The 12,681-nt window shown below is 67.5% G+C and carries 11 protein-coding genes; 9 read left to right on the forward strand and 2 right to left on the reverse strand.

What is annotated here, in order from left to right:
- The first annotated feature begins 85 nt into the window (after positions 1–85).
- From dxs to FCN77_RS09225, 9 genes are all read left to right on the forward strand, one after another.
- Positions 86–2,059, forward strand: coding sequence for a 1-deoxy-D-xylulose-5-phosphate synthase (gene dxs / locus FCN77_RS09185; RefSeq protein WP_137322031.1), 1,974 nt, complete (start codon positions 86–88; stop codon positions 2,057–2,059).
- Positions 2,056–2,616 carry a DUF402 domain-containing protein gene (locus tag FCN77_RS09190; RefSeq protein ID WP_137322032.1) on the forward strand — a complete coding sequence of 187 codons (561 nt, stop codon included), beginning with the start codon at positions 2,056–2,058 and terminating at the stop codon, positions 2,614–2,616. Before dxs ends, FCN77_RS09190 begins: the two co-directional genes overlap by 4 nt.
- Complete coding sequence (locus FCN77_RS09195; protein WP_137322033.1) at positions 2,613–3,173, forward strand: hypothetical protein; 561 nt, start codon at positions 2,613–2,615, stop codon at positions 3,171–3,173. Before FCN77_RS09190 ends, FCN77_RS09195 begins: the two co-directional genes overlap by 4 nt.
- Before the next feature lie 34 nt (positions 3,174–3,207).
- Entirely contained in the window at positions 3,208–3,429 is a 222-nt protein-coding gene (locus FCN77_RS09200; protein WP_137322034.1) for a hypothetical protein, read from the forward strand.
- A gap of 82 nt (positions 3,430–3,511) precedes the next feature.
- Positions 3,512–4,489, forward strand: a complete 978-nt coding sequence (locus FCN77_RS09205; protein ID WP_137322035.1) for an aldo/keto reductase — start codon at positions 3,512–3,514, stop codon at positions 4,487–4,489.
- Entirely contained in the window at positions 4,489–5,520 is a 1,032-nt protein-coding gene (locus FCN77_RS09210; RefSeq protein ID WP_137322036.1) for a nucleoside hydrolase, read from the forward strand. Before FCN77_RS09205 ends, FCN77_RS09210 begins: the two co-directional genes overlap by 1 nt.
- 136 nt (positions 5,521–5,656) lie before the next feature.
- Positions 5,657–6,478, forward strand: a complete 822-nt coding sequence (locus FCN77_RS09215; protein ID WP_137322037.1) for an ECF transporter S component — start codon at positions 5,657–5,659, stop codon at positions 6,476–6,478.
- 6 nt (positions 6,479–6,484) lie between these two features.
- Positions 6,485–7,294, forward strand: coding sequence for an energy-coupling factor transporter transmembrane component T (locus FCN77_RS09220; RefSeq protein WP_254678911.1), 810 nt, complete (start codon positions 6,485–6,487; stop codon positions 7,292–7,294).
- A complete protein-coding gene (locus FCN77_RS09225) occupies positions 7,291–8,847 on the forward strand; it encodes an ABC transporter ATP-binding protein (protein WP_137322038.1) in 1,557 nt (518 codons plus the stop codon). The genes FCN77_RS09220 and FCN77_RS09225 overlap by 4 nt, the downstream gene beginning before the upstream one ends.
- Positions 8,848–8,996: 149 nt before the next feature.
- On the opposite strand, the gene FCN77_RS09230 is transcribed toward FCN77_RS09225, so the two are convergent.
- Both FCN77_RS09230 and FCN77_RS09235 read right to left on the reverse strand, forming a co-directional pair.
- Positions 8,997–11,183, reverse strand: a complete 2,187-nt coding sequence (locus FCN77_RS09230) for a 3-hydroxyacyl-CoA dehydrogenase NAD-binding domain-containing protein (RefSeq protein WP_137322039.1) — start codon at positions 11,181–11,183, stop codon at positions 8,997–8,999.
- Positions 11,180–12,511, reverse strand: a complete 1,332-nt coding sequence (locus tag FCN77_RS09235) for an acetyl-CoA C-acyltransferase (protein WP_137322040.1) — start codon at positions 12,509–12,511, stop codon at positions 11,180–11,182. The genes FCN77_RS09230 and FCN77_RS09235 overlap by 4 nt, the downstream gene beginning before the upstream one ends.
- Positions 12,512–12,681 lie beyond the last annotated feature (170 nt).

Here is a 12,681-nt window from a genome sequence, read left to right on the forward strand (position 1 = left end):
TGCGTTGCCGCGGCCGGGCCCGCGCCCGCCCCGCCTTCGAGGCGGTAGAGTTAAAAGGCATGTCTACCACCCGAAGGAGGCCCCGTTGGGAATTTTGGACACCATCCGGAATCCGCAGGACCTGAGCAAGTTGACCGAAGAACAGCTGTTCCAGCTGGCTGCGGAGGTCAGGAGTTTCCTGATCGGCAACGTGTCGCAGACGGGTGGCCACCTCGGACCCAACCTTGGGGTAGTGGAACTCACCATCGCCGTGCACCGGATTTTCGACTCTCCCCGCGACAGCATCGTTTTTGACACCGGGCACCAGTCGTACGTCCACAAGCTCCTCACCGGACGCCAGGACTTCAGCACCCTTCGCCAGGAAGGCGGGATGTCCGGCTACCCGGACCGGGCCGAGTCCGAGCACGACATCGTGGAAAGCTCGCACGCCTCCTCCTCGCTGTCCTGGGCCGACGGCATCTCCCGCGCCCGGCAACTGACCGGCGACGGTGACCGTTACGTGATTGCCGTGGTGGGCGACGGCGCCCTGACCGGCGGCATGGCCTGGGAGGCCATCAACAACATCGCGGCGGACAAAAAGCGACGCGTAGTCATCGTCGTCAACGACAACGGCCGGTCCTATGCCCCCACCGTGGGCGGCTTCGCGGACTACCTCGCCTCGCTGCGGCCCACCATCGATTCGTTCCGTGCGGCCCCGGCCTACGAGGGCACCATGGACTGGTGGAAGCGGAAGCTCCAAAACGGCGGGCCCGTGGGCCAGTTCACCTACCGGAGCCTGCACGCCATGAAGAAGGGCATCAAGGACTGGTGGGCTCCCCAAGGCATGTTCGAAGACCTCGGCATGAAGTACATCGGCCCCGTGGACGGCCACAACCTCCAGGCCATGGAACATGCACTGTCCACGGCCAGGAACTATGCCGGCCCGGTCATCGTGCACGCGATGACCGAAAAGGGCCACGGTTACGCCCCGGCCCGCGCCCACGAGGCCGACCAGTTCCATGCCGTGGGGATCATCGACCCCGAAACCGGTGTGCCCACGGAGGCCGGCAGTGCCCAGTCCTGGACCTCCGTCTTCGCCGACGAAATCGCGAACATTGCCGATGAGCGCAAGGACATCGTCGGCATCACCGGCGCCATGCTCATACCTGTCGGCCTGCACAAATTTGCGGCACGGCACCCGGAACGCGTTTTCGACGTCGGGATTGCCGAGCAGCATGCGCTGACCTCCGCCGCGGGCATGGCGTTCGGCGGACTCCACCCCGTGGTGGCCGTTTACGCCACGTTCCTGAACCGTGCGTTTGACCAGCTCCTGATGGACGTGGCCCTGCACAAAGCCGGCGTCACCATCGTCCTGGACCGTGCCGGCGTCACCGGGCCGGACGGCGCCAGCCACCACGGCATGTGGGACATGGCCATGGTGCAGATCGTCCCCGGCCTCCACCTTGCCGCCCCCCGCGACGCGACCAGGCTCCGCGAGGAACTCCGCGAAGCCGTGGCCATCGAGGATGCCCCCACCGTTGTCCGCTATTCCAAAGGCAGCGTCGGCGCCGAAGTGGAAGCCCTCGAACGCCTCAGCGACGGCGTGGATGTGCTGGCCCGCCGTCCTGCAGGCTCCAGCGAAAACGACGTCCTGATTGTCAGCGTGGGTGCCATGTCCGAACTCGCCCTGGACGTTTCCAACCGCCTCGGTGCCCAGGGGATCAGCTCCACCGTAGTGGACCCCCGCTGGCTGCTGCCGGTCCGGAAATCCATCATCGCGCTTGCTGCCCGCCACCGGCTGGTCATCTGCATCGAAGACGGCGTCCGCGCCGGCGGTGTGGGCTCACGCATCCGCCAGGAAATGCGTGCCGCCGGTGTGGACACCGCCCTGAACGAGGTGGGGCTGCCGGTGGAGTTCCTGGACCACGGCACCCGCGCCCAGGTCCTTGAACGCGTCGGGTTGACGGCACGCCAAATCACGCACGACGTCGTGGCGCAGGTCCTGGGGACCAAGGTGCCTTTCGCACGTCCCCTCCCCGGCCACGAACACCCGACTACGGGCAGCCTGCCAAAACTGTGATTCCGCACGAGGCCACACCTCCCGAGAGCCTCAAAGCGGGAGACCTTGTGGTGGCGCGGAACCGCAAGTGGAACGGCGGCGCCCACTGGGTGGTGCCGGGCAGCTATCTGGGCGAGGACCGCCACGGCTGGTGGATCTTCCAGCCCAAGGGATCGTTCATCTCACGGCCCGGTGCGGCGTTCCACGCCAGGTCCGACGCCGTGCTGCTCGTTCCCCGGACCGGCGACTACGTGGCCACGTTCTACGACGACACGTACCCCGGGGACTTCCGCGTGTACGTTGACCTCGCCGTGGGCCACGGCTGGACCGCTATCAGGCCCGGGACGTTCGAGTTCCACGTGATCGACATGGACCTGGACGTGATCCGGTCCGTCACCCGCGGCGTCTACGTCGACGACGAAGACGAATTCGCCGAACACCAGGTGAGCATGGAGTACCCGAACGAGATCGTGGACCGCATGCTCCAGGAGACAGAACAGCTTTATCAGGCCGTCAAGGCACAGCACGCACCGTTCGACGGCACAGACGCCGAGTGGTTCAGGAGAGGACGGGCATGAGCGGAATTATCCGGGTTTACAAACGCGACGACGAAGGGGTCCTGCTGTTCCGGGAAGCCTGGTTCGATGAGGACTACAGCCAGTTCGTGATGAACCACGGCGTCGTAGGGCACCAGAGCAAGACGGACGAAACCGACGTTGCAGATGCCGCGGCGGCGGAAGGGCTCATGGACGCTTTCGCCGTGCAGTGCGCCGAGGACGGCTACGCCGAAATTGCCGACGAAGAACAGTTCTGGGTGGTCGCCCAGTATGCGCTCAAAACCAAAGACGGCACGGACCGGGACCGCTACCTGGAGGAAAAAGCCAAGGACGCCCTGATCAGCCACCTGGCCTGGCGCGGCCTCGGCACCGTGGAACGGTCGGAGTTTGGCGATTCGAAGCTGAACATCTTCTGCCTGTGCCCGGACGTCAGCAAGGCCGTCAACGCCATCAAGATCTGTATCCGCGGCGAGGACCTGGACTTCACGAAGCTCAGCATCGGGGCGGCGCCTTTCAGCGATCCGGAGGCGTTTAAGCTCAAGCACTCGCCGAAACCCGCTTCGGGCTTTACCCTCTAAGAGGGGGCAACCGACTTTCTGGGAGGCATCCGATATGACGCGAAAATCCGTTCAACCAGGCCACACCCCGATTCCGCACGGAATTGGCGCGCCTGCCCGCCGGGCCATGGCCCACGCTGGACTGGAGACCCTTGAACAAGTGGTCCAGTTCGGCAAGCGGGAGCTGTTGAAGTTGCACGGAATGGGCGTCAGGACCATGGCCCAGCTTGAGGATGCCATGGACGAGCACGGACTCGAGTTCCCCGCCGCCTCCTGACCAGGTTCGGCGTGCATGCCCGTCCGGCCTACACAACGGGCGGGCGTCCGGTCCTTCCCGGCGGCCGTTATAGGCTGATTTCATGACTGAACACCGCCGCCTTGGAAATTCCGGATTGACCGTCTCAGTTGTGGGTCTCGGCTGCAACAACCTTGGGCGGGCCAATACGGTGACGGAAACGCAGGAGGGGACCGACGCCGTCGTGCGTGCCGCCCTGGACGCGGGCATTACGCTTTTCGACGTCGCGGACACCTACGGCCGCGAGCCCGGACTCAGCGAAACCATGCTGGGCAAGGCCCTTGCCGGACGGCGGGACGACGCCGTCGTGGCCACCAAGTTCGGCATGGACATGCGCGGTGCCAACGGCAACGACTTCGGAGCCCGCGGTTCCCGCCGCTACATCGTCAAGGCCGCCGAGGCGTCCCTGCGCCGGCTGGGAACGGACTGGATCGACCTCTACCAGTTCCACACTCCGGATCCGCTGACGCCCATCGATGAAACCCTCGCGGCCCTGGACCACCTCGTCACGGGCGGCAAGGTGCGCTACATTGGCCACTCCAACCGGGCCGGCTGGCAGATCGCCGAGGCCGAATTCGTAGCCCGCGAAAGCGGAGGCTCCCGTTTCATCTCGACGCAGAACCACTACAACCTGCTGGACCGGCGCGCCGAACTGGAAGTCACACCGGCGGCCGAGGCCTTTGGGCTGGGGGTCCTGCCGTACTTCCCTTTGGCCAACGGCCTGCTGACCGGCAAATACGCTCCGGGCAAGGCGCCGGAAGGCTCCAGGCTCAGCCACACGCGTACCAACCTGGTCCACGACGCCGACTGGGACCAGCTGGAGAAGTTCAGCGCGTTCGCCGCTGAACGCAACCTCAGCGAGATCCAGGTGGCGTTCTCCTGGCTGGCCGCCCAGCCGTCCGTCGGCAGCGTGATTGCCGGCGCCACCAGACCGGAACAGGTCCGCGAGAACGCCGCCGCGGTTGCCTGGGTGCCCACCGCCGACGAACGCGCCCAGCTGGATGAGATCTTCCCCCGCACGCCCAAGGTTGCCCTGTTCTGATGCACTCGGTCCTGATGGACGTCGACACCGGAATCGACGACGCCCTGGCACTCGTCTACCTCCTGTCACGGCCCGACGTCCGGCTGCACGCCATCACCTGCACCGCCGGAAACGTGGGCGCGCGGCAGGTGGCGCTGAACAACCTGGCCCTGCTGGAGCTGTGCGGCCAGCCGGGCATCGAAGTCGCGATCGGGGCCGAGGTGCCGCTGGAGATTCCATTGGTCACCACTGAGGAAACCCACGGGCCGCAGGGGATCGGCTACGCGGAACTTCCGCCGCCAGCTGGCGCGATCTCAGCGCGGCACGCGGTGGACGTCTGGGTGGACGAGGTGCGGAAACACCCGGGGGAGATCACGGGCCTGGTCACCGGTCCGCTGACCAACTTCGCCCTCGCCCTGCGCCGGGAACCGGCCCTGCCGCGCCTGCTCAAGGGGCTCGTGATCATGGGCGGCAGCTTCTACTACCAGGGCAACACCACGCCGACGGCGGAATGGAACGTCTCCGTCGACCCGCACGCCGCCAAAGAGGTGTTTGCCGCCTACCGGGGCCTGCCCGAGGACAAACTCCCGATAGTGTGCTCGCTGGAAACCACGGAACTGATCGAGATGCGCCCCGAACACTTGCGGCGACTCGCGGAGGCGGCCGGCACGGACAGCCCTGAGCTCGTGCTCCCGGAGCAGCCGGAAGGCCAGCGCAGCCGCTCCAGCAGCCCCCTGGTGGCGTGCCTGTCGGACGCCATCCGGTTCTACATGGAGTTCCACCGCCTCTATGACCAGGGGTTTGTCGCCCACATGCACGATGCCTTCGCCGCCTGTGTGGCCGTGGGGCGGACGGAGTTTTCGGCCCGGCTGGCCACTGTGGATGTCGAAACGGACTCGCCGATGCTGACGGGGACCACGGTTGCGGACTTCCGCGGACTGTGGGGCCACCCGCCCAACGCACGCATCGTATCCGGGAACAATCCCCGGCAGTGCTTCGATGAACTCATCGGTTCGGTGGGGGCACTGGCCCGGCGCCTCGGCTCCCGCTAGAGACCCCGCGGACATGGCAGCCACGCGGGAGGGCGGCGCTAAGATGAAAGCTGCGCCAAGGTGACATAGGCGGACGTTTGCTGGACCCGGGTAGCGACGTACCCGGAAGACGCAGCCCACAGCCAAAGGAACAACCATGTCACAGTATTCCCTGACCCTTCCCGCGCCCGGACAGGCGGCAGGCCGCAGCCGCCGCCTGCTCGAAGTGCTTGGCGCGGTATCCATTGCGGCCACCTTCGTTTTCCTGGTCCTCACCCAGCCCACGGATATCACGAACGGACTGGCCAGCGTCTCCACACTGGTAGCCCTGGGCGGGTTCCTGCTGGGAGCCATCCTCCTGATCATCGGAGTGCTGCCCACCTTGCCCACCTCCACCCTGGTGCTGATTCCCGTGGCGCTGGTACTGAACATCGCGCTCGGCCAGATCATGGGATCCACCGGCCTGCCGTTCTACTTCGACGCCATCGGAACGGTGCTCATCGCCGTCCTGGCAGGCCCGGCAGCGGGGGCTGCAACAGGCGCCCTCAGCAGCGTGGTCTGGTCCTTCATCAACCCCACGGTCCTGCCCTTCGCCGCCGGCGCCGCGCTCATCGGCTTCCTCGCCGGGCTTGCCGCCCGCACCGGCCTGTTCCGCCGGTTCTACCTGGCCCCGGTGGCGGGCTTCGTGACCGGCATCCTGGCCGGTGTCGTGTCGGCGCCGATCGCGGCCTTCGTCTTCGGCGGCACCTCCGGCGCCGGCACCGGTGCGATCGTCAGCGCCTTCCGGGCCATGGGCGACACCCTGCTCGCTGCCATCACCAAGCAGGCGCTGATCTCGGACCCGATGGACAAGGCCATCGTCTTCACCATCGTGGCCCTGCTGGTGTATGCGCTGCCGCGACGGACCGCTTTGCAGTTCGCCTTCGTCCGGCGCTTCAACGTACTTGCCGGCAAGAAGCGGTCCAATCCGGACACCTGACACCCCGTGCCTGCGCGCCTGAGCACCGTCACCGCACTGAATCCCGGTGCAGCATTGAATCCCCTGACAGCACTCACGTTGGCCGTCGCCACTGCGGCGATCACGACGGCGGCAGCCAGTTGGGCAGTTTCCCTCGCAGTGGCCCTGGCGGCTGCCGTGCTTGCCGTGCGGGCCGGAGTGTCCGGCCGCCTGGTTCCGGCCGCTGCGGTGATCCTGGCCCCCTTCTGGATCTCCCTGCTGATCATGCACGGGCTCTTCTTTCCTGAGGGGCGGACAGTCCTGGCGCAGTGGGGTGCGGCACGGGTCACCGCCGAGGGGCTTTCCTTCGCCCTGGACATGGGCAGCAGGACGGCGGCCTGTGTGCTGGTGTTCCTGCTCTTTTCCTTCACTGTCAGGGTGCCGGATCTGGTTGCGGTGATGGCCGCACGCCGCGTGCCGCCGCAGTTCGGCTACGTCCTGGCGTCCACCCTCACGCTGGCACCCGCCATCGCCGCGCGGCTGGACCGGATCAGGCAGGCCCAGGAGTCGCGCGGACTGGTGCTCCGGGGCGGGTTTCTGCCGCGCCTGGCTGCGGCACGGCTGCAGATGGTGCCGCTGGTGCTCGCCCTCATCCAGGACGCAGGAGACCGGGCGCAGGCGCTCGACTCCCGCGGATTCAACGGCACCAGGGCGCGGACCAGCTACCGGGACGTGCCCGACTCGGCTGCCCAGCGCGGCGTCCGGGCAGTTGCCCTGCTGGCCGCCGTCGCAGCCGTCGGGCTGCGGATTTCCGGACACTGGCCCGAAATGCAATGGCCCGGCGGGGTCCCGGCATGAGGACGCAACCGCTGCTGCACGCCCGGATCGCGGAATTCGCGTACCACGGCGCGGCAGCGCCCGTACTGCATGACGCGGACATCACCGCGGAACCCGGCACGCTCACCGCCGTTCTCGGGGGCTCCGGCAGCGGAAAGTCAACGCTCGGCCGGCTGCTGGCGGGCTGGCTGTCCGGCGCGAATTCAGGGCTGTTCAAAGGCAGCCTGCACCTTGGCGCCGCGGCCAGAACCGCGCCTGGGCGGGACCCCGGACCGCTGGTCTTCTCCGGAAGCCCGGACGACCCCCGGATCAATCCCGCGCTCTGGTCCCATCATGTGGGCTACGTTCCGCAGGACGCAGCCGCGCTGTTGTCCACGGTTGGCTCCACGGTGGCCGAGGAGCTGGCATTCGGCCTCGAAAACCGCGGAGTGCCCAGGGACCGGATGCACCGGGACGTGGCGGCCGCCGCCGAAGCCGCCGGGCTCTCCGCACTGCTGGAACGCGACCCCGCCACCCTGTCCGGCGGGGAGCTGCGGCGCCTCGCCGTGGCCTGTTGCGCCATTACCCGCCCCGGCGTGCTGGTGCTGGATGAGCCGCTGGCGTCGCTCGATGAAGCCGGCGCGGCGTCTGTGCGGACGCTCGTCCGGGCGCTGGTGGAGTCCGGCACTGCGGTCATTGTTCTGAGCCAGGCCGCGGACCCGCTCGCCTTCGAGGCCTCCCGCTGGCTGGTGCTCGACGGCGGAACTGTCACCGGCCGCGGCACGCCCGCCGAACTGGCAGGCGGCCGGGAACTGCTGGGTTCCGGCGTCGTGCTTCCTGGCCCGGCCGGCTACGGGGCCGGGGTGTGCCGCTCGGCTGCTATCCGTCAGTCTGAAGCTGTCCAAACCGGAGTGAGCTCCGGAACCGGCACTGCGGTCCTGGAGCTGGACCGGGTCACCTTCAGTTTCCCGGCCCGGCGGAAGGGGAAAGGGGCGGACGTCCTGCATGAACTCAACCTGGCGGTCAGGCCGGGGACGGTTGTGGCCGTGACGGGTCCCAACGGCGCCGGCAAATCAACCCTCCTGCGGCACTTCAACGGCCTGCTCCGGCCGGACCGGGGATCGGTGCAGGTCAGCGGTACCGACATCAGTGGCATCCCCACGGGAAAAGCGGCGGACCAGGTGGGCCTGCTCTTCCAGCACCCGCGGGACCAGCTGTTCGAACGGACTGTGCTGCGGGAAGTGCTTTTTGGCCTCGACCGGAAGTTCGGGCTTCAGACGGACGCGAAGGCGCGGGCCGCACTGGCTTCCGTCGGACTCGGTGAGGAGCTGGAGACGCATCCGCATGAGCTGCCGGCGTCGGCGCAGCGGCTCCTGGCACTCGCCACAGTCGTGGCACGCGAACCGGACCTCATGGCCTTGGATGAGCCCACGGTGGGGCTCGACCGCCATGGCCTGGCCAGGCTGTGCCAAGTTATGGACGCGGCAGTTGCACGCGGAGCGGCGGTAGTGATGGTCACCCACGACCTCGCGTTTGCCCGGGCCACTGCCGACCACATCCTGTGCCTCAGTGGCGGCCGGCTGCGGGAAGCCTGACCCCGGCGGGAGTCCAGCGGCCAGCCCAGCAGTGCGCCTCAGCGGTGCGCCTCAGCAGTGCGCCTTAACAGTGCGCCGCCGTCCGCACTGTTAAGGCGTGCGGACGGCGGCGGCCGGTTTGCGGTTGGGTGGCGCGCGGTCGCGTGATGCTAGGCCGGTACCCCCGCGGAGGCCACGCCGGGAGCCAGGAACCGCTTGCCGTTGACCCGTTCGGAGGCGCCCACCCGGTCCAGATACGGCGTGATGCCGCCCAGGAACATCGGCCAGCCGGCGCCAAGGATCATGCACAGATCGATGTCCTCCGGTCCGGCCACCACGCCCTCGGCCAGCATGAGCCCGATCTCCTCGGCCAGCGCGTCCTGTGTGCGGCGCAGCACTTCCTCGCCCGTGGACGGGGAAGTGCCGAAGGAGAGCAGCGCCAGCGTTTCGGCCGGGATGAACGGCCGTCCGTCCGGGCCGTTCTCCGGCGACCACAGGGACTTCACACCGTTGTCGATCAGTTTCTGCAGGTTCTGCGAGACCGTAAACCGGTCCCCGAACGCGGCATGCAGGGATTCCTGGACGTGCTGGGCCACCGGCAGGCCCACCATCGCGCCCAGGGTGAACGGCGTCATCGGCAGGCCCATGGGCCGCAGCGCATTGTCCGCCACCTCGGCCGGAGTCCCTTCATCGAACGCGGCCGTCACTTCGCCCATGAGCCGCAGCAGGATGCGGTTGACCACAAACGCCGCCGCGTCCTTGACCAGAACGGCGGACTTCTTGAGTCCCTTGGCGAGCTCAAACGCGGTGGCCAGCACGGCGTCGTCGGTCTTCGGGGCGCGGACGATCTCCAGCAGCGGCATCACGGCCACGGGGTTGAAGAAGTGGAAGCCCACCAGACGCTCCGGGTGCTCCAGGTCTTCAGCCATGGCCGTCACGGACAATGAGGACGTGTTAGTGGCCAGGATGCACTCGGGGGAGACAATGGCCTCCACCTCGGCGAATACCTGCTTCTTGACGTTCAGCTCCTCAAAGACGGCCTCGATGACGAAGTCGGCATCGGCGAACGCGTCCTTCGAAACAGAGCCCGTGACCAGGGCCCTGGTGCGGTTGGCGGCGTCGGCACTGATCCGCTTTTTGGCCAGCAGCTTGTCCACTTCGGCATGGACGTAGCCCACGCCCTTGTCCACGCGCGTCTGGTCGATGTCCGTCATGACCACGGGCACCTTGAGCTGCCGGGCGAAGAGCAGGGCCAGTTGGCTGGCCATCAACCCGGCACCCACCACGCCCACTTTGGTGACGGGCCGGGCCAGCTTGCGGTCCGGAGCGCCGGCCGGGCGCTTGGTGCGCTTCTGCACGAGGTCCAGGAACGCGTACACCGTGGAGCGGAACTCGTCGGTCTGCATGAGTCCGGCCAGTGTCTCGCACTCGAGCGCTGCTGATTCCGCCTGGCTCATGGTCCGGTTGGCTTCCATGATGTCCAGCACCTTGGCGGGCGCGGGGGAGGCATTGGACGTCTTGGACTCCACAAAGGCCCGCCCGGCCGTAAGGGCCTTCTCCCAGCGTCCGGCAACTGCAGGATCGGAAGGCTCGACGGCGTTGGGCCGCTCCGGGGTGATTTCGCCGGAGATGACCCCGGCAGCCCAGGCGAGGGACTGCTCCACGAAGTCGGCGGGTTCAAACATGGCGTCTGCAATGCCGAGGCCGAAGGCCTCCGGGCCGGTGAGCGTCCGGTTGTTGCTGAGCGGATTCTGGATCATCACCTTGACGGCGTTCTCCGGTCCGACCAGGCGCGGCAGGACGTAGACGCCGCCCCAGCCGGGAACCAGGCCGATGAAGGCTTCGGGAAGGGCCAGCGCGCCGGCGCCGGTGGATACCGTGCGGTACGTGGACTGCAGGGCGATCTCCAGGCCGCCGCCCAAAGCCACGCCGTTGATGAAAGCGAAGCTGGGGACTCCCAGGTTGGCCAGGGTGGCGTAGACGTCGTGGCCGAGCTGGGCCATCCAGAGGCCGTGGTCCCGGTTGTTGAGGGACTTGACGGCGGACAGGTCCGCGCCGGCCACCAGGAAGTAGGGCTTGCCGGTCACACCGACGCCCACGATCTCGCCGCGGACCGCGCGGTCCTTGAGCCCTTCGAGGACCGCGCCCAGCTCCACCAGGGTGTTCGGGCCCAGGGTGGTGGGCTTGGAGTGGTCCAGGCCGTTGTCCAGGGTGATGAGTGCGAAGGTTCCCGCACTGGGCTTCCCACCACTGGTCTTCCCGCCTGTGGCGGGTAGCTGGATGTCCTGCACGTAGGAATGGGTGACCGTCTCATCGGGGAAGAGATCGGCAAGCTTGCGGAAATCTGCGGCGCTCATGCTGCGGCTCCTTCGGTTTCGGTCGTGGCAGTTTGGTTTGTGGCGGCGTTGCCGGGCGGGGGCCATGCGGCGCCGCTGTAGTCGCTGTGGTGCGGGTTCTCCCAGATGACGGTGGCGCCCATACCCAGGCCGATGCACATGGTGGTGATGCCGTACCGGACCGTGGGGTCCTCTTCGAACTGCCGCGCCAACTGGTTCATCAGCCGCACGCCGGAAGACGCCAGCGGGTGGCCGACGGCGATCGCGCCGCCGTAGCGGTTGACGCGGGGATCGTCGTCGGCGATGCCGAAGTGGTCCAGGAAGCTCAGCACCTGGACGGCGAACGCCTCGTTGATTTCAAACAGCCCGATGTCCGCGATGCCCAGGCCGGCGTTCTTCAGTGCCTTCTCCGTGGCCGGGACCGGACCGATGCCCATGACTTCAGGCTCCACGCCGGCAAAGGCATAGCTGACCAGGCGCATTTTCACCGGGAGGCCCAGTTCCGCGGCGGCATCGGCGGAGGCGAGCAGGGCTGCGGTGGCGCCGTCGTTCAATCCCGCAGCGTTGCCGGCGGTGACCCGGCCGTGCGGGCGGAAGGGCGTGCGCAGCGCGGCTAGATCCTCACGGGACGTGCCCGGGCGGGGCGGTTCGTCCACGGTATTGACCGTCCACCCCTGGCCCGGCTTCATGGTGGCCACCGGCACCAGGTCAGGCTGGATCCGGCCCTTCCCATAGGCGGCCGCCAGCTTGTCCTGGGACGCCACCGCGTAGGCGTCCGTGCGGTCCTTGGTGATGGCCGGGAAGCGGTCGTGGAGGTTCTCCGCCGTGTTTCCCATGTTGAGCGCGGCCGGGTCCACGAGCCGTTCGGACATGAACCGGGGATTGGGGTCGGAGCCCTCGCCCATCGGGTGGTTCCCCATGTGTTCCACTCCGCCGGCAATGACGACGTCGTACGCCCCGAAGGCGATGCCGCTGGCCGTGGTGGTCACTGCGGTCATCGCACCTGCGCACATGCGGTCCACGGCAAATCCCGGAACCGTTCGGGGGAGCCCGGCCAGCAGCGCTGCGGTGCGGCCGATGGTGAGGCCCTGGTCGCCAGTCTGGGTGGTGGCGGCCACGGCCACTTCGTCGATGCGGTCCGCGGGGAGCGAGGGGTTGCGGCGCATGAGTTCGCGGATGCATTTGACCACGAGGTCATCGGCGCGGGTTCCGGCGTAGATGCCTTTTTCCCCCGCGCGGCCGAAGGGGGTGCGGACACCGTCGACAAAAACGACGTCGCGGACGGTGCGGGGGCTTCCGCTGCTGTGATTTTCGCTTCTGTTTTGTCCGTTGCTCGGGTGTTCGCTCACGTGGTACTCCTCATCGAGACATTGGTGCCGGACGCATGCAAGTGGCAGCTATGTTCCGGGCGACATTGATCCCAATGTTACTCGTGAGTAACTTAGCTGGCAAGAACCCTTGTGGACTTCGGCATTCCGCGGTCCCGACGTCCAACGCCTCGATGTTCCAACGCCTCGAT

Source organism: Arthrobacter sp. 24S4-2 (assembly GCF_005280255.1).
Lineage (GTDB): Bacteria > Actinomycetota > Actinomycetes > Actinomycetales > Micrococcaceae > Arthrobacter.

Coding starts and splice junctions, on each gene's coding strand:
- FCN77_RS09230 (WP_137322039.1), bottom strand. CDS start 11,183: ATGAGCGCCGCAGATTTCCGCAAGCTTGCCGATCTCTTCCCCGATGAG.
- FCN77_RS09215 (WP_137322037.1), top strand. CDS start 5,657: ATGTCACAGTATTCCCTGACCCTTCCCGCGCCCGGACAGGCGGCAGGC.
- FCN77_RS09205 (WP_137322035.1), top strand. CDS start 3,512: ATGACTGAACACCGCCGCCTTGGAAATTCCGGATTGACCGTCTCAGTT.
- FCN77_RS09210 (WP_137322036.1), top strand. CDS start 4,489: ATGCACTCGGTCCTGATGGACGTCGACACCGGAATCGACGACGCCCTG.
- FCN77_RS09225 (WP_137322038.1), top strand. CDS start 7,291: ATGAGGACGCAACCGCTGCTGCACGCCCGGATCGCGGAATTCGCGTAC.
- FCN77_RS09200 (WP_137322034.1), top strand. CDS start 3,208: ATGACGCGAAAATCCGTTCAACCAGGCCACACCCCGATTCCGCACGGA.
- FCN77_RS09195 (WP_137322033.1), top strand. CDS start 2,613: ATGAGCGGAATTATCCGGGTTTACAAACGCGACGACGAAGGGGTCCTG.